The 16,250-nt window shown below is 67.7% G+C and carries 14 protein-coding genes; 9 read left to right on the forward strand and 5 right to left on the reverse strand.

Annotated features, from left to right (window positions below; genetic code table 11):
• Window positions 1–145 precede the first annotated feature (145 nt).
• Window positions 146–814, forward strand: coding sequence for a phosphoribosyltransferase (locus DIE21_RS21285; RefSeq protein WP_260426678.1), 669 nt, complete (start codon window positions 146–148; stop codon window positions 812–814).
• Here the strand turns inward: DIE21_RS21285 and phaZ are convergent.
• Complete coding sequence (gene phaZ, locus DIE21_RS21290; protein ID WP_124499578.1) at window positions 801–2,024, reverse strand: polyhydroxyalkanoate depolymerase; 1,224 nt, start codon at window positions 2,022–2,024, stop codon at window positions 801–803. The genes DIE21_RS21285 and phaZ overlap by 14 nt on opposite strands.
• Window positions 2,025–2,194: 170 nt before the next feature.
• Here phaZ and DIE21_RS21295 point away from each other — a divergent pair, with 170 nt between their 5' ends.
• Window positions 2,195–2,824, forward strand: a complete 630-nt coding sequence (locus tag DIE21_RS21295; RefSeq protein ID WP_124499579.1) for a glutathione S-transferase family protein — start codon at window positions 2,195–2,197, stop codon at window positions 2,822–2,824.
• A gap of 341 nt (window positions 2,825–3,165) precedes the next feature.
• A complete protein-coding gene (locus DIE21_RS21300) occupies window positions 3,166–3,360 on the forward strand; it encodes a hypothetical protein (RefSeq protein WP_124499580.1) in 195 nt (64 codons plus the stop codon).
• 110 nt (window positions 3,361–3,470) lie between these two features.
• On the opposite strand, the gene proP is transcribed toward DIE21_RS21300, so the two are convergent.
• Entirely contained in the window at window positions 3,471–4,955 is a 1,485-nt protein-coding gene (gene proP / locus DIE21_RS21305; protein WP_124499581.1) for a glycine betaine/L-proline transporter ProP, read from the reverse strand.
• A 539-nt stretch (window positions 4,956–5,494) separates the two neighbouring features.
• On the opposite strand from proP, the gene DIE21_RS21315 reads away from it, so the two are divergent.
• A complete protein-coding gene (locus DIE21_RS21315) occupies window positions 5,495–5,827 on the forward strand; it encodes a YnfA family protein (RefSeq protein WP_124499582.1) in 333 nt (110 codons plus the stop codon).
• Window positions 5,828–5,860: 33 nt separating this feature from the next.
• Here the strand turns inward: DIE21_RS21315 and dnaQ are convergent, their stop codons facing one another.
• Genes dnaQ through DIE21_RS21330 form a run of 3 tightly spaced genes read right to left on the reverse strand, consistent with a single transcriptional unit; the run spans window position 5,861 to window position 7,886 of the window.
• Window positions 5,861–6,595, reverse strand: coding sequence for a DNA polymerase III subunit epsilon (gene dnaQ / locus DIE21_RS21320; protein ID WP_124499583.1), 735 nt, complete (start codon window positions 6,593–6,595; stop codon window positions 5,861–5,863).
• 38 nt (window positions 6,596–6,633) lie between these two features.
• Window positions 6,634–7,077: a ribonuclease HI gene (rnhA, locus tag DIE21_RS21325; RefSeq protein WP_124499584.1), complete on the reverse strand. Its 444-nt coding sequence runs from the start codon at window positions 7,075–7,077 to the stop codon at window positions 6,634–6,636.
• Complete coding sequence (locus DIE21_RS21330) at window positions 7,074–7,886, reverse strand: class I SAM-dependent methyltransferase (RefSeq protein ID WP_124499585.1); 813 nt, start codon at window positions 7,884–7,886, stop codon at window positions 7,074–7,076. The genes rnhA and DIE21_RS21330 overlap by 4 nt, the downstream gene beginning before the upstream one ends.
• An 18-nt stretch (window positions 7,887–7,904) precedes the next feature.
• Here DIE21_RS21330 and gloB point away from each other — a divergent pair, with 18 nt between their 5' ends.
• The 5 genes from gloB to carB all read left to right on the forward strand — a co-directional run bounded on the left by gloB (window position 7,905) and on the right by carB (window position 16,195).
• The gene (gloB, locus tag DIE21_RS21335) at window positions 7,905–8,711 is read left to right on the forward strand and encodes a hydroxyacylglutathione hydrolase (RefSeq protein ID WP_124499586.1); all 807 of its coding nucleotides are present in this window, start codon (window positions 7,905–7,907) and stop codon (window positions 8,709–8,711) included.
• A 152-nt stretch (window positions 8,712–8,863) separates the two neighbouring features.
• A complete protein-coding gene (locus tag DIE21_RS21345) occupies window positions 8,864–10,435 on the forward strand; it encodes a transglycosylase SLT domain-containing protein (RefSeq protein WP_124499588.1) in 1,572 nt (523 codons plus the stop codon).
• 613 nt (window positions 10,436–11,048) lie between these two features.
• Entirely contained in the window at window positions 11,049–12,194 is a 1,146-nt protein-coding gene (gene carA / locus DIE21_RS21355; protein WP_124499589.1) for a glutamine-hydrolyzing carbamoyl-phosphate synthase small subunit, read from the forward strand.
• Between the two features lie 37 nt (window positions 12,195–12,231).
• Entirely contained in the window at window positions 12,232–12,891 is a 660-nt protein-coding gene (gene leuE, locus DIE21_RS21360; RefSeq protein WP_124499590.1) for a leucine efflux protein LeuE, read from the forward strand.
• Window positions 12,892–12,940: 49 nt separating this feature from the next.
• Window positions 12,941–16,195 carry a carbamoyl-phosphate synthase large subunit gene (carB, locus tag DIE21_RS21365; RefSeq protein ID WP_124499591.1) on the forward strand — a complete coding sequence of 1,085 codons (3,255 nt, stop codon included), beginning with the start codon at window positions 12,941–12,943 and terminating at the stop codon, window positions 16,193–16,195.
• The last annotated feature ends 55 nt before the right edge of the window (window positions 16,196–16,250 follow it).

The following is a 16,250-nucleotide window of genomic DNA, read 5'->3' on the forward strand; positions in this document are numbered from 1 at the left end:
CCCCGCTCATCCCTTTCTCACCGCAATTCGCATGCCGCCCGCGCCGGTATGACCCCGCTTGCATCGGCGCGCCCGATGAACCATGCTCGTTGGACAGGCGCCGGCGCGATGGTCGCGCATCCGGTGCAACGGCAGGGAGCCGATCGTGACCGAGTGTTTTGCCGATCGCGCCGACGCGGGTCGCCGGCTTGCGCACGCGCTGCGCGACTATGCGGGGCGGCGCGACGTCGTCGTGCTCGCGCTGCCGCGCGGCGGCGTGCCGGTGGCATTCCCGGTCGCGCAGGCGCTGCGTGCACCGCTCGACGTGCTGGTCGTGCGCAAGCTCGGCATGCCGTTCGATCCCGAATTCGCGATCGGCGCGATCGCGACCGGCGGGGCGATCCACCTGCAGCATTCGGCGATCCGCGCGATGGGCGTGACCGATGCGCAAGTGGCCGACGTGATCGCGCGCGAGACCGCCGAGCTGCGGCGGCGCGACGCGCTGTATCGCGGTGCGCGGCCGCCGCTGCCGGTCGACGGCCGTATCGTGATCGTCGTCGACGACGGCGTCGCAACCGGCGCGTCGATGCGCGTCGCGCTGCAGGCGCTGCGCGAGCGCCATCCCGCGCGCGTCGTGGTTGCCGTACCGGTCGCGCCGGCCGATGCCGAGCATGCCCTCGACGATCTGGCCGACGTGTTCGTCACGGAGTTGCAGCCGCAGGGGTTCTTCGGGATCAGCCAGTTCTACGCGCGTTTCGACCAGACCGGGGACGACGAGGTGCGCGCGCTGCTCGAGGCGGCGCGCGCGTGGGACGACGGCATTACGTCCGCCTGATCCGGCGCCGGCGCGATCCCGGGCGTTCGGCTTCGGCCTGCGCGAACACGCGCTGCAGCGCCGGATGGACGTCGCCGCGCCAGCGGTCGCCGGTGAACAGCCCGTAGTGATCGCAATCGTCGATATCGAGACGATGACGCTCGCTGGCCGCGAGGCCGCGGCACATGTCGAGTGCCGCATGCGTCTGGCCGGCGCCGGTGACGGCGTCGCAACCGCCTTCGACCGTCAGCAGTACGACACCGCGCAGCGCGGCCGGCTCGACGCGCCGGCCGCCGACCTCCCACGTGCCGTTCGCGAGGCACATCCGCTGGAACACGACATCGACGGTATCCAGGAAGTATTCGGCCGGCATGTCGAGCAGCGCCGTGTATTCGCGCAGCGCGCGCCGCGCGTCCGTCAGTGCCGTCACATCGAAGTGCGACGCGGCGCGCGCGTAGTCCTCGATCAGCGTCAGGAACCGCTGCGGAAACAGCAGCGCGATCTCGCCTTGCTGAAGATAGGTCGGGAACACATGGCGGCCATGGCCGGGGAAGTGGGGCGGCACGATGTCGATCAGGTGGCGGCGGCACCACGCGAGCGACCGGGACGCGGCCGTGGTGCCGAGCGTGCTCGGATTGACACGCGCGTCGAGCGGCCCGCCGATCAGCGTGACGCTCGCGGGCGCTGCGAGGCCGCGCGCCGCGCGCAGCGCGAGCGCGCCGAGCGCGGGTACGGTGGCCTGGCATACCGCGACGACGTGCAGCGGCCGGTCGTCGCGTGCGAGCGCGTCGACGAAGCCGTCGAGCGTCGCCACGTATTCGTCGAGCCCGAAGCGGCCCGACGCGAGCGGGACGTCGCGCGCATTGACCCAGTCGGTCACGCAGACGTCGCCGTCGGCGAGCAGCGCCTCGACGGTCTCCCGCATCATCACGGCCGCATGCCCCGCGAGCGGCGCGCACAGCAGCACCGTGCGCCGCGCATCGTCGCGCGCGAAGCGCCGCAGCTGGCAGAACGGCGTGCGCGCGATGATCCGCTCGTCGACGGCCGGCCGCCGGATCTCGAAGCGCGGCGGCCCGACGGCCGGCCCGAGCAGCGGCTCGAAGAGGTCGTCATAGCACGACGACGCGGCGTGCGGCAGCGTCGCCGCGGGCCACACGTCGAACGCGTGACGCGTCGCCTCGCGCCAGGCGCGCATCCATTCCCGCTGCTGCTCGACGACGGCATACCACATGGCAAACCTTGGGGCGGAAGGGGCGTGAATCTGCATTATGGTCATTCTGGCCGCGCAGCGGGTGTCGGATACGTGACCGGATGACGTGCATCAGGTGCGCGTCGCGCTAGGCGGCGACGCACGGCGCTGCTACAGTCGTCGGTCCCATTCCCTCACGCGGAGCGTTTGCGATGAAGCTGATCGGCATGCTGGATTCCCCGTTCGTGCGCCGTGTCGCCATTTCGGCGAAGCTGCTCGACCTGCCGTTCGAACACGAGTCCGTCTCGGTGTTCCGCCACTTCGACCGGTTCCGGACCTTCAATCCGGTCGTGAAGGCGCCGACGCTCGTGACCGACGACGGCACGACGCTGATCGATTCGTCGCTGATCGTCGACTACCTCGACCATCGCGTCGCGCCGGAGCGGCGCCTGCTGCCCGACGCCGTCGATGCGCGGCTGCGCGCGCTCGTGCCGGTCGGCTTCGCGCTGGCGGCGGCCGAGAAGACGGTGCAGGTCGTGTACGAGCAGTCGCTGCGCCCGGCCGACAAGCAGCACGCGCCGTGGCTCGAGCGCGTGCTGAGCCAGCTCGAGGCTGCGTATGGCGCACTCGAGCCGCTCGTCGCGGCCGCGAACGGCTGGCTCGGCGGCGCGCGCCTGTTGCAGTCCGACGTGACCGTCGCCGTCGCATGGCGTTTCACGCAATTCATGACCGCCGAATACCCGGCGCTCGCGCGGATCGACCCGGCCCGTTATCCGGCGCTCGCCGCGCACTCGGTGCGCGCGGAAGCGCTGCCGGCGTTTGTCGAGACGCCGCTCGACTGAGCCCGGCTTCGATCGCGTCGGCACGGGGCGAGGGCGGGGCGGCGCGACCGGCGCGTGGTCTCGTCGCGACCCGCGTCGGCACGGATCGACCCGTCCGTCCTCGACCACCGCCCGGCCGCCTGTTCTCTCCCCGGTCGCCGCAGCGTCCGCAAAACCACGTCGCGTCCTTCCGCTTTACGTTCCCGAACTGCCCCACGCCACCCGCTCGGCCCTGTCGGATCAAGGGGCGGCCGATTGTTCACCGCCGCCAACAAGTGACTTCGCATTCGTGCGGTTTATCCGGATGCGGCCCATCCCTAGAATCCACTCCATCGAATATGCATTGCCTGATGGAGCCGATGATGAGAGCCCTGATCGAATCGAGCCTGTACCACCCGTCCGTCGTGTTGCCGCTTGCCGCGCTGACGCAGCTGATGGTCGAGCGCGATTTCAATCTCGGCCAGGTCGGCCTGATCGTCGCCGCGCGTGGCGCGCAGGCTGCGGTGTCGCGCTCGCGCGCGCTGATCTTCTCCCGCCACGGCGAAGCGCACGCATGAACGCGCGTCCGCTGCACGGATGAAAAAATGCCCGGCCGGCGGCAAGCCGGTCGGGCGGAGCGGAGTCGATCGGGCCCCGGCTTGTGCCGGGGCTTTTTCGTGGGTGACGCTCAAGCGCGCGCGGTCGGCACGACGCCGTAGACGTCCGCGTCGTCGTCCTCGCGCAGCTGGCGCACCAGCTGGTGTGCCTCGCGGCGCGTCGCGACGGCCGGCGGCGAGCCCTTGAGCGGCTGGCGCGCGGTCTCGGCCAGCGCGAGCACCGACACGATGCCGATCGCGGCGGCGCCCATCATGTAGTACGCGGGCATCATCAGGTTGTGGGTCACGTCGACGAGCCACGCGGTCACCAGCGGCGTCGTGCCGCCGAACAGCGACACGGACACGTTGAAGCCGATCGCGAGCGCGCCGTAGCGGATCTCGGTCGGGAACAGCGCCGGCAGCGCGGACGGCATCACGCCGGTGAAGCACGACAGCAGCATGCCGAGGATCAGCAGGCCGCCGAACACCGATGCGGTGGTGCCCGCATGGATCAGCATCATCGACGGGATCGACAGCAAGAGCAGGCCGACGCAGCCGGACAGCATCACGGGCTTGCGGCCGATCTTGTCCGACAGGCGGCCGGCGGCGAGCGTCAGCGGCATCATCAGCACCATCACGATCAGCACCAGCACGAGGCTGTGCGACTCGTCGAAGTGCAGCGTCGACGACATGAAGCTCGGCAGGTACGACAGCACCATGTAGTCGGTCACGTTGAAGATCAGCACGAGGCCGACGCAGAGCAGCAGCGCGCGCCAGTTGTGCAGCAGCGTTTCGCGAAAGCGTGCCTTCGGCACGGCCTTGTCCTGCGCTTCGCGCTCTTCGGCCTGGCGCTTGAACGCCGGCGTTTCCTCGAGCTTCATCCGGATGTACAGGCCGATCAGGCCGAGCGGGCCCGCGATCAGGAACGGCACGCGCCAGCCCCACGACAGCAGTGCTTCCTGCGACAGCGACGCGGTGAGCAGCGCGACGACGCCGGCCCCCATCACGTAGCCGATCAGCGTGCCGAACTCGAGGAAGCTGCCCATGAAGCCGCGGCGCTTGTCGGTCGAGAACTCGGCGATGAAGGTCGCGGCGCCGCCGTATTCGCCGCCGGTCGAGAAGCCCTGCACGAGGCGGGCGACGAGCAGCAGCACGGGCGCCATGATGCCGATGGACGCGTAGCTGGGGATCAGGCCGATCGCGAAGGTGCCGACGGCCATCATGATCATGGTGGCGGCGAGCACGCGCTGGCGGCCGATGCGGTCGCCGAGCGGGCCGAACACCATGCCGCCGAGCGGACGCACGAGGAATGCGGCCGCGAACGTGCCGAAGGTCGCGAGCAGCTGCGCGGACGGGCTGCTCGACGGGAAGAACACCTTGCCGAGCGTGACGGCGATGTAGCTGTAGACGCCGAAGTCGAACCATTCCATCGCATTGCCGATGGCCATCGCGCTGACGGCGCGCTTGAGCAGGCTCTGGTCGACGACGGTAATGTCGTCCGCGGCGAGCGGGGCCTCGCCGGACGACTTGGAGGAAGAAGCAGCGGTCGGGCTGACGTGTGTTGCGGTCAAGGTCATGCACTCCTTTGACTGCGCCGGAACGGGCGGGCCGTCCGACACGGTTTGCCGGCGAGCGCGATGTCGTGTGCTGCGCGTCGGGGCAAGCCTTTAAGCACTTACTGCACATGGGGCGGTAAGGGGCCGTAAGGGACTGCTTCGACGCGGGCCCGAAGGGCCGTCGCGACGGTGCGCTCATGAAGAATGGGCCGCGTGATGCGAGCGGCGAATGCCGGTGCGGACGGGGTCCGGCGTTCCGGCAAGCGCCCCGGAGGGGCAACGAAACGAGAAAAGCGGGCCTGTCGGGCGGGCTTTCCTGTGGATGCAATTTCGGTCGAAGCACCGGCCCGCAACGCACGGACGGACTTCTTTCGAAATCGAATAGACAGAGATTGAATGTTGAAACAGGCGACATGATAGCACGATGGCAGACGATCGCGCAAATTGCCTGGAATCCCCGGTCTGGCGGCCGTTCCGGCGGGGGCGGCTCCGGTATGATCGGCGGCGCGCGGCGGGGTCGCGCGGCCCGCCCGGCGACGGGCGAATCCACGAGGAACCGGATGAGCGAACTGATGAAGATTGCGGCGCTGTTTGCCGTCACCGCACTGGCCGAAATCGTCGGCTGCTACCTGCCGTGGCTCGTGCTGAAGGGCGGGCGGCCCGTGTGGCTGCTGGTGCCGGCCGCGCTGTCGCTCGCGCTGTTCGCATGGCTGCTGACGCTGCACCCGAGCGCGGCGGGACGCACGTATGCGGCGTACGGCGGCATGTACATCGCGGTGGCGCTGATCTGGCTGCGCGCGGTCGATGGCGTCGCGCTGACCCGCTGGGACGCAGTGGGCGCGATGCTCGCGCTCGGCGGGATGGCCGTCATCGCGCTGCAGCCGCGCGCGTAAGCGCGGCCGCGGCGCGGCGGGTGGGGTGTCGCGTCAGGCGGCTTCGGCGGCGTCCGCGTCGGCGGACTTGCGCCATACGCAGGTGCCCTTGACCGATTTGTCGAGCTCGTCGAGCTGGGTCTGGTGGGCGGCGAGTTCGTTGTCGCTCGCCGCGAGCACCGGCAGGTCGAGCGACGCGAGCGACACGCGCTGGCCGTTCGCCGCGCCGCCGTCGGCGCCTGCGTCGTCGAGCATGTCGATCACGAGGCTGTCCTGGCCGCGCGTCATCGCGAGATAGACCTCGGCGAGCAGCTCCGAGTCGAGCAGTGCGCCGTGCAGCGTACGGTGCGCGTTGCTGATGCCGAACCGGTCGCACAGCGCGTCGAGCGAGTTGCGCTTGCCCGGGAACATCTGCTTGGCCTGCACGAGCGTGTCGATCACGCCGCCGCAATGCTCGGTGAACGGCGGCAGGTCGAGCCGCGCGAATTCGGCATCGAGGAACCCGAGGTCGAACGGCGCGTTGTGGATGATCAGCTCGGCATCCTTCACGAAATCGCGGATCTGGTCGGCGACTTCCGCGAACTTCGGCTTGTCGCTCAGGAATTCGGTCGTGAGGCCGTGCACGGCCAGTGCGCCCGGATCGCTGTCGCGCTCGGGGTTCACGTAGATGTGCAGGTTGTTGCCGGTGAGCCGCCGGTTCAGCAGCTCGACGCAGCCGATTTCGATCAGGCGGTCGCCCGTGCGGGGGTTCAGGCCGGTGGTTTCGGTATCGAGAATGATCTGGCGCATGTCGGATAAATCGGGAAAGACAGTAGGGCGGCCTGCGTTCAGGCCACGAGCGATTCGACGCCGCGATTCGCGAGCGCGTCCGCGCGTTCGTTTTCGGGATGGCCCGCGTGGCCCTTCACCCAGCGCCACTCGACCTCGTGCTGCGCGACGAGCGCGTCGAGCCGCTTCCAGAGGTCGGCGTTCTTCACCGGGGTTTTCGATGCGGTGATCCAGCCTTTCTTCTTCCAGCCGTGGATCCACTCGCTGATGCCTTTCTGGACGTATTGCGAGTCGGTATGGACGATCACGCGGCACGGCCGCTTCAGCGCTTCGAGCGCGGCGATCACGCCCATCAGTTCCATGCGGTTGTTGGTCGTGTCGGGCTCGCCGCCGAACAGTTCCTTCTCGCGGTCGCCGTAGCGCAGCAGTGCGCCCCAGCCGCCGGGGCCGGGGTTGCCCTTGCAGGCGCCGTCGGTATAGATGTCGATGGTGTCGGTGGTCATGGGTGTTCTTGATGGGTGGTCGGGGTGGCCGCCGGCGTCAGGCCCGGCGCGAGCACGGGCTTCTTCATCCTGATCTGGCCGACGAGGCGCATGCCGCGCACGCGCTTGACGGCCGTGACCATGTAGACGGCGCCGAAGATCGGCCACCAGCGGTCGCCGGCGGCTTCCATGAAGCCGTAGCGGGCAAGCCATTTGTCGGTGACGAGCGGCGGCCGGTAGCAGCCGAAGCGGCCGCGCTCGAGATCGAAGCCGAGCAGCTTGATCCAGTCCTTGAGCCGGATGAACGCGATCTGGTCGCGCGCGGCCGGCACGAACGGGCGGTTCGCCATGCGCCCGAACGATTGTCGCATGCCCCACAGGCTCAACGAATTGAAGCCGGTGATCACGAGCTGGCCTTCCGGCATCAGCACGCGTTCGGCCTCGCGCAGCAGGCGGTGAGGGTCGGACGTGAATTCGAGCGTGTGCGGCATCACGATCAGGTCGACGCTCTGCGACTCGAACGGCAGGTCGAGCAGGTCGCACCAGGTCGTGCTGCGATCGGCCGGCGCATGTTCGGGCGCGCGCGCCTCGCGCGCCCACGGATACTGGTAGGGCGCGCTCGCGCCGCTCGCCGGATCGAGCACGAGGCCGCGATACGGCATGCGGTTCTCGCGCAGCGCATCGAGCTGCGGCAGGCCGAGCTGGAGCGCGTGAAACCCGAAGACGTCGGACACGATCCGGTCGAGCTGCGCCTGCTCCCAGCCCAGCACGTAGCGGCCGGGCGGCGAGTCGGTCCAGGCGGGCCAGTCTATAATTTGTGGATCGGACATAACGATGATTGCGCGCCCATGAACGAGCTGGAATACGTGCCGGTGCCGGCATTCGAAGACAACTATATCTGGCTCGTCTCGGACGGCCGCGATGCGATCGCCGTCGATCCGGGTGAAGCCGCGCCGGTACGCCGTGTTCTTGCCGAACGCGGCTGGCGGTTGACCGCTATTTTACTCACGCACCATCACGCCGACCACGTCGGCGGTGTCGCCGCACTGCGCGATGGCCAACCGGACGATGTGCCGCTCGTTGTTTACGGCCCGGCGGCCGAGGCGATCGGCGTGGTCACGCGGCCGCTCGCGGGCGGCGATCGCGTGACGCTCGATGCGCCGGCGCTTGCGTTCGACGTGCTCGACGTGCCCGGTCATACGCGCGGCCACATCGCGTATTTCCAGCGGGCCGGTCAAGGCGCGGCCACCCCGCACGTGTTCTGCGGCGACACGCTGTTCTCGTGCGGCTGTGGCCGCCTGTTCGAAGGCACGCCCGCGCAGATGCTCGCGTCGCTCGACGCGCTCGCGGCGCTGCCCGGCGACACGCACGTGCATTGTGCACACGAATACACGCTGTCGAACATCCGTTTCGCGCTCGCGTGCGAGCCGGGCAATACGGCGCTCGCCGCCTGGCGCGACGACGCGCAGGCGCGGCGCGCGCGCGGCGTGCCGACGCTGCCCACCACGATCGCGCACGAACGTGCCGTCAACCCGTTCATGCGGGCGGACAGCACGGCGATCCATGCAACGCTCGAGGCCGAGCTGCACGAAACGGTGCCGGATCGTCTGGCGGCATTCACGCTGATGCGCGAGTGGAAAAATCGTTTCCGATGAGGCATTCCGGAGGACTCCAAAACCTCAGGTGGCATCTGTAAAAATTGCTCCAAATGTAGGATTTCGCTGAGTTTTCGGTGTTTTTATTGACGTGAAGCACGCACTTCCGTAGTATCGCCAGCAATTTCCAGCCGTCGGAAGCCGAGATTTTCATGCGACTTATATTGAGCGCGCTGATGGTCCTGCTACTCGCCGCTTGTGCGAGCCAGGGCCCTGTCGCCAACAACGCCGCCGATTCGCAGGCGACGTCCACCTACCTCCGTAAATCAGCCACTGCCAAAGAAACTGTCGACGTCGACAAGCAATCCGTCGGCGACCTGACCAGCGCAGATTCCGATCTGTGGGCGCGCATTCGCCGCGGCTTCCAGATGCCCGACCTGCAGACCGACCTCGTCGACATGCAGACGACGTGGTACACGCAGCGGCCCGATTACGTGCAGCGCATGACCGAGCGCTCGCAGAAGTACCTGTATCACATCGTCGAGGAACTCGAGGCGCGCCACATGCCGACCGAGCTCGCGCTGCTGCCGTTCATCGAATCCGCGTACAACCCGCAGGCGCTGTCGGTCGCGAAGGCGGCCGGCATGTGGCAGTTCATGCCGGGCACGGGCCGCACGTACAACCTGAAGCGCAACATGTGGCAGGACGAGCGCCGCGACGTGCTCGCGTCGACGAGCGCCGCGCTCGACTACCTGTCGCGCCTGCATGACATGTTCGGCGACTGGTATCTGGCGCTGGCGGCCTACAACTGGGGCGAGGGCAACGTGCAGCGCGCGATCGCGCGCAACCAGGCAGCCGGCCTGCCGACCGACTACCAGAGCCTGCGGATGCCGAACGAGACGCGCAACTACGTGCCGAAGCTGCAGGCGGTGAAGAACATCATCGCGAATCCGCAGCAGTTCGGCCTGGCGCTGCCTGACATTCCGAACCACCCGTATTTCGTGACGGTCACGACGTCGCGCGACATCGACGTGGCGGTGGCCGCGAAGCTCGCGAACCTGCCGCTCGACGAGTTCCGCTCGCTGAACCCGTCGTTCTCGAAGCCGGTGATCCTCGGCGCGACCGAGCCGCAGATCCTGCTGCCGTTCGACAACGCGGCGGCGTTCGAGAAGAGCCTGAAGGCCTACAACGGCCAATTGTCGACGTGGACCACCTATACGGTCAGCGAGCGCGCGCGCCCGGCCGCGATCGCCGAGAAGATCGGCGTCGACGCCGATACGCTGATGTCGGTCAACAAGATTCCGGCCGGCATGCGCCTGAAGCCGGGCTCGACGATCGTCGTGCCGCGCGGCGATGACGACGACGAGGACATTAGCGCGGACGTCGCGGAAAACGGCGTGCTCGCGATGGAGCCCGACGTGCCCGACACGCGCAAGATGCTGATCCGCGTGCGCCGCAAGCAGTCGATGGCGGCGATTGCGGGCCGCTACGGCGTGTCGGTCGGCCAGCTGAAGGCATGGAACCGCACGCATCGCGATCTGGCGATGCCGGGTCAGGCGCTCGTGCTGCACGTGCCGGTCGGCCGCGCGGTGCCGGCCGAGCCGGGTCCGGAGCGAATCGCGACGTCGGCCGGCGGCGCGCATATCGAGCGCGCGAGCCTGTCCGTCGGCGGCAAGTCGCGCGGCGCGAAGCATGCTGCCGCGAAGCCGGCGGCCCGCGCGGCGAAGGCCGCTCCCGCGAAGGCGGCGCCGAAGGCCGCGGCAAACAAGGGCAAGAAGAAGTAGCGCCGTCGCGATCGCGACGCGGCGGTCCGGCCGGGTCGCGCGATTGCGTTTATCGTCCGACGAAACGCGCAGCAACGCCGTCACCGAGGTGACGGCGTTTTCGTTTGTGCAAGGCAACGGGGCCGCTGCCACAGGCGGGGGCGATGTCGTCGGTGCAGGCGAGGGTGCCCGCGCAGCAGCTCGCGAGCGCAGCCTGGTACGTGTGGCCCGCGCGCGGCGCTGGCAAGCAGGTTGATCCGGCGGTACGCTGACAGGTGGGGCGGCCGAGTAAACGGGGCCGCAGCAGCGCTGGCCGCGCGCCGTCGCCACGGCGCCATGCGTGCCGCATGTACGATCGGACGGCCATATCGATTGAAGATAAGGCCATTTTCGGGCTATAATTTGAAAGTTTGTGCTGATCAACCTCGCACCCTAGCGCCTACCTCACTCATCCCGTTCATCCGCCGCACGCCGCCTGTCGGGCGATGCCGCGAAGCCTCGTGCGCCACGCGCCGGGTTCGCGTCTCGACAACGCAGGTCGCGTCCAGCTAGCGACTCCGCGCGCCTACGCAGCGCGGCGCTCGCGCGGCAGGGTAAACAGGTCGGCAGCAGGGTGTTCCCCAAGGAGCCTCCCGTGTTGCCGTCTTTTTCTCCCGCCTTGCTTGCACTCGCCGACGGCACGGTCTTTCGTGGTTATTCGATCGGGGCCGAAGGCCACACGATCGGTGAAGTCGTGTTCAACACCGCGATTACCGGCTATCAGGAAATCCTGACCGATCCGAGCTACGCGCGTCAGATCGTCACGCTCACCTACCCGCATATCGGCAACGTCGGCGTCAATGCCGAAGACGTCGAAGCCACGAAAGTCCATGCCGCCGGCCTGATCATCCGTGATCTGCCCACGCTCGCATCGAACTTCCGCATGGGCCGCACGCTCGGCGACTACCTGCGCGACGAAGGCGTCGTCGCGATCGCCGGCATCGATACCCGCAAGCTGACCCGCATCCTGCGCGACAAGGGCGCGCAGAACGGCTGCATCCTCGCCGGTTCGGACGACGAGGCCAAGGCGATCGAGCTCGCGCGCTCGTTCCCGGGCCTCGCGGGCATGGATCTCGCGAAGGTCGTGTCGACCACGAAGCCGTTCGAGTGGAAGCAGACCGAATGGCGCCTCGGCAGCGGCTACGGGATGCAGGAAGCCCCGAAGTACCGCGTCGTCGCGTATGACTTCGGCGTCAAGTACAACATCCTGCGCATGCTCGCGGAGCGCGGCTGCCACGTGACGGTGCTGCCCGCGCAGGCGAGCGCGGAAGATGCGCTCGCGCTGAATCCGGACGGCATCTTCCTGTCGAACGGCCCGGGCGACCCGGAGCCGTGCGACTACGCGATCGCGGCCACGAAGGCATTCATCGAGCGCGGCGTGCCGACCTTCGGCATCTGCCTCGGCCACCAGATCATGGGCCTCGCGGTCGGCGCGAAGACGCTGAAGATGAAGACGGGCCACCATGGCGCGAACCACCCGGTGAAGGATCTCGGCGACGGCCGCGTGGTGATCACGTCGCAGAACCACGGCTTCGCGGTCGATGCGGATTCGCTGCCGGCCAACGCGCGCGTGACGCACGTGTCGCTGTTCGACGGCACGCTGCAGGGCTTCGAGTTGACCGACAAGCCGGCATTCTGCTTCCAGGGCCACCCGGAAGCGTCGCCCGGTCCGCACGACATCGGCTATCTGTTCGATCGTTTCACCGCGCTGATGGACGCGGCGAAGCAGCGTAACGCTTAACGTCACCGACGCAACCGAAGGACGGGAGATTCGCATCATGTTCGGCCACGCACTCGGCATCACGGATATCTGGACCTACGTGTTCGGCGTGATCTTCATCATCCTGCTGCCGGGGCCGAACTCGATGTACGTGCTGTCGCTCGCGGCGCAGCGCGGCGTGAAGGCCGGCTATCGCGCGGCGTGCGGCGTGTTCGTCGGCGACACGGTGCTGATGGTGCTGTCGGCCGCCGGCGTCGCGTCGCTGCTGAAGGCGAACCCGCTGCTGTTCTCCGTCGTCAAGTACGGCGGCGCCGCGTATCTGCTCTACATCGGCACCGGCATGCTGCGCAGCGCGTGGCGAAAGCTGCGTGCGCCGGCCCAGGCACCGGCCGACGCGCCGCCCGCGGTCGACGGCGAGCGGCCGTTGCGCAAGGCGCTGATCGTGAGCCTGCTGAATCCGAAGGCGATCCTGTTCTTCATCTCGTTCTTCATCCAGTTCGTCGACCCGGCATTCCCGCATCCCGCGCTGTCGTTCGTCGTGCTCGGGGCGATCGCGCAATGCGCGAGCTTCCTGTACCTGAGCACGCTGATCTTCGCGGGCGCACGGCTCGCCGAGCATTTCCGCCGCCGCCGCAAGCTCGCGGCGGGCGCGGCGAGCAGCGTGGGCGGCCTGTTCATCGGTTTCTCGGTGAAGCTCGCGCTCGCCACCATGAGCTGAGCGCGGCCGGCCGACCCACGACAACGATTACTTATTGAATTCACAAGCCATGCCAAAACGCACAGACATCAAAAGCATCCTCATCATCGGCGCCGGCCCGATCATCATCGGCCAGGCGTGCGAGTTCGACTACTCGGGCGCACAGGCATGCAAGGCGCTGCGTGAGGAGGGCTACAAGGTCGTTCTCGTCAACAGCAACCCGGCGACGATCATGACCGACCCGAACACGGCCGACGTCACGTACATCGAGCCGATCACGTGGGAAGTCGTCGCCCGCATCATCGAGAAGGAGCGCCCGGACGCGATCCTGCCGACGATGGGCGGCCAGACCGCGCTGAACTGCGCGCTCGACCTGCATCACCACGGCGTGCTCGAGAAGTTCGGCGTCGAGCTGATCGGCGCGTCGCCGGAAGCGATCGACAAGGCGGAAGACCGCCAGAAGTTCAAGGACGCGATGACCAAGATCGGTCTCGGCTCGGCGAAGTCGGGCATCGCGCACTCGATGGAAGAAGCGACCCAGGTGCACGCCGAGATCATGGCGTACACCGGCGGCAGCGGCTATCCGGTCGTGATCCGTCCGTCGTTCACGCTCGGCGGCTCGGGCGGCGGCATCGCGTACAACCGCGAGGAGTTCGAGGAGATCTGCAGGCGCGGCCTGGATCTCTCGCCCACGCGCGAACTGCTGATCGAGGAATCGCTGCTCGGCTGGAAGGAATACGAGATGGAAGTCGTGCGCGACCGCGCCGACAACTGCATCATCGTGTGCTCGATCGAAAACCTCGACCCGATGGGCGTGCACACCGGCGACTCGATCACGGTCGCGCCGGCGCAGACGCTCACCGACAAGGAATACCAGATCCTGCGTAACGCATCGCTCGCGGTGCTGCGCGAGATCGGCGTCGACACGGGCGGCTCGAACGTGCAGTTCTCGATCAACCCGAAGGACGGCCGCATGGTCGTCATCGAGATGAACCCGCGCGTGTCGCGTTCGTCGGCGCTCGCATCGAAGGCGACCGGCTTCCCGATCGCGAAGGTCGCGGCGAAGCTGGCGGTCGGCTACACGCTCGACGAGCTGAAGAACGAGATCACCGGCGGCCAGACGCCGGCGTCGTTCGAGCCGACGATCGACTACGTCGTCACGAAGATCCCGCGTTTCGCGTTCGAGAAGTTCCGTGAAGCCGATTCGCGCCTGACCACGCAGATGAAGTCGGTCGGCGAAGTGATGGCGATCGGCCGCACGTTCCAGGAATCGTTCCAGAAGGCGCTGCGCGGCCTCGAAGTCGGCGTCGACGGTCTCGACGAGAAGTCGACCGACCGCGACGAGATCGCGATCGAGATCCACGAGCCGGGCCCGGACCGCATCTGGTACGTCGGCGATGCGTTCCGCATCGGCATGACGGCCGAAGAGATCTTCGCGGAAACCGCGATCGATCCGTGGTTCCTCGCGCAGATCGAGCAGATCATCCTGAAGGAAAAGGCGCTGTCGGGCCGCACGCTCGCGTCGCTGACGTTCGACGAGCTGCGCTTCCTGAAGCAAAGCGGCTTCTCCGACCGCCGCCTCGCGAAGCTGCTCGGCGCGACGCCGGAAGACGTCCGCCGCCGCCGCGTCGAACTGAACGTGCGCCCGGTCTACAAGCGCGTCGACACCTGCGCGGCCGAGTTCGCGACCAAGACGGCCTACATGTACTCGACCTACGAGGAAGAGTGCGAGGCGCAGCCGACCACCAACAAGAAGATCATGGTGCTGGGCGGCGGCCCGAACCGGATCGGCCAGGGCATCGAGTTCGACTACTGCTGCGTGCATGCGGCCCTCGCGATGCGCGAGGACGGCTACGAAACGATCATGGTCAACTGCAACCCGGAAACGGTGTCGACCGACTATGACACGTCCGACCGCCTGTACTTCGAGCCGCTGACGCTGGAAGACGTGCTCGAGATCGTCGACAAGGAAAAGCCGGTCGGCGTGATCGTCCAGTACGGCGGCCAGACGCCGCTGAAGCTCGCGCTCGACCTCGAGGCGCATGGCGTGCCGATCGTCGGCACGTCGCCGGACATGATCGACGCGGCCGAAGACCGCGAACGCTTCCAGAAGCTGCTGCAGGATCTCGGCCTGCGCCAGCCGCCGAACCGCACCGCGCGCGCCGAGGAAGAAGCGCTCGCGCTGGCGGCCGAAATCGGCTATCCGCTCGTCGTGCGCCCGTCGTACGTGCTGGGCGGCCGCGCGATGGAAATCGTCCACGAGCCGCGCGACCTCGAGCGCTACATGCGCGAGGCCGTGAAGGTGTCGAACGATTCGCCGGTGCTGCTCGACCGCTTCCTGAACGACGCGATCGAATGCGACGTCGACTGCATCTGCGACGGTGAAGCGGTGTTCATCGGCGGCGTGATGGAGCACATCGAGCAGGCGGGCGTCCACTCGGGCGACTCGGCATGCTCGCTGCCGCCGTACTCGCTGTCGAAGGAAACCGTGGCCGAGCTGAAGCGCCAGACGGGCGCGATGGCGAAGGCGCTGAATGTGGTCGGCCTGATGAACGTGCAGTTCGCGATCCAGCAGGTGCCGCAGGCGGACGGTTCGAAGCAGGACATCATCTACGTGCTCGAAGTGAACCCGCGCGCGTCGCGCACGGTGCCGTACGTGTCGAAGGCGACCAGCCTGCCGCTCGCGAAGATCGCGGCGCGCGCGATGGTCGGCCAGACGCTCGCGCAGCAGGGTGTGACGAAGGAAGTCGAGCCGCCGTACTTCAGCGTGAAGGAAGCGGTGTTCCCGTTCGTCAAGTTCCCGACCGTCGATCCGGTCCTCGGGCCTGAAATGCGTTCGACCGGCGAAGTGATGGGTGTCGGCCAGACGTTCGGCGAAGCGCTGTTCAAGTCGCAGCTCGCGGCCGGTTCGCGCCTGCCGGAGTCGGGCACGGTGCTGCTGACCGTGATGGATGCCGACAAGCCGAAGGCGGTCGAAGTCGCGCGCATGCTGCACGACCTCGGCTACCCGATCGTCGCGACCAAGGGCACGGCTGCCGCGATCGAAGCGGCCGGCGTGCCGGTGAAGGTCGTCAACAAGGTGAAGGACGGCCGTCCGCACATCGTCGACATGATCAAGAACGGCGAGATCGCACTCGTGTTCACGACGGTCGACGAGACGCGCCAGGCGATCGCCGATTCGCGTTCGATCCGCATGAGCGCGCAGGCGCACAAGGTCACGTACTACACGACGATGTCGGGCGCGCGCGCGGCCGTCGAAGGCCTGCGCTACCTGAAGGATCTGGAAGTCTATGATTTACAAGGTCTTCACGCTCGCCTAAACTAAGCAGTCAGTTACCTGTCGAAGCAACACGTGCCGCGATTAAGCGGTGTTTCCGGTT

The sequence above is a fragment of the Burkholderia sp. Bp9140 genome (assembly GCF_003853425.1).
Lineage (GTDB): Bacteria > Pseudomonadota > Gammaproteobacteria > Burkholderiales > Burkholderiaceae > Burkholderia.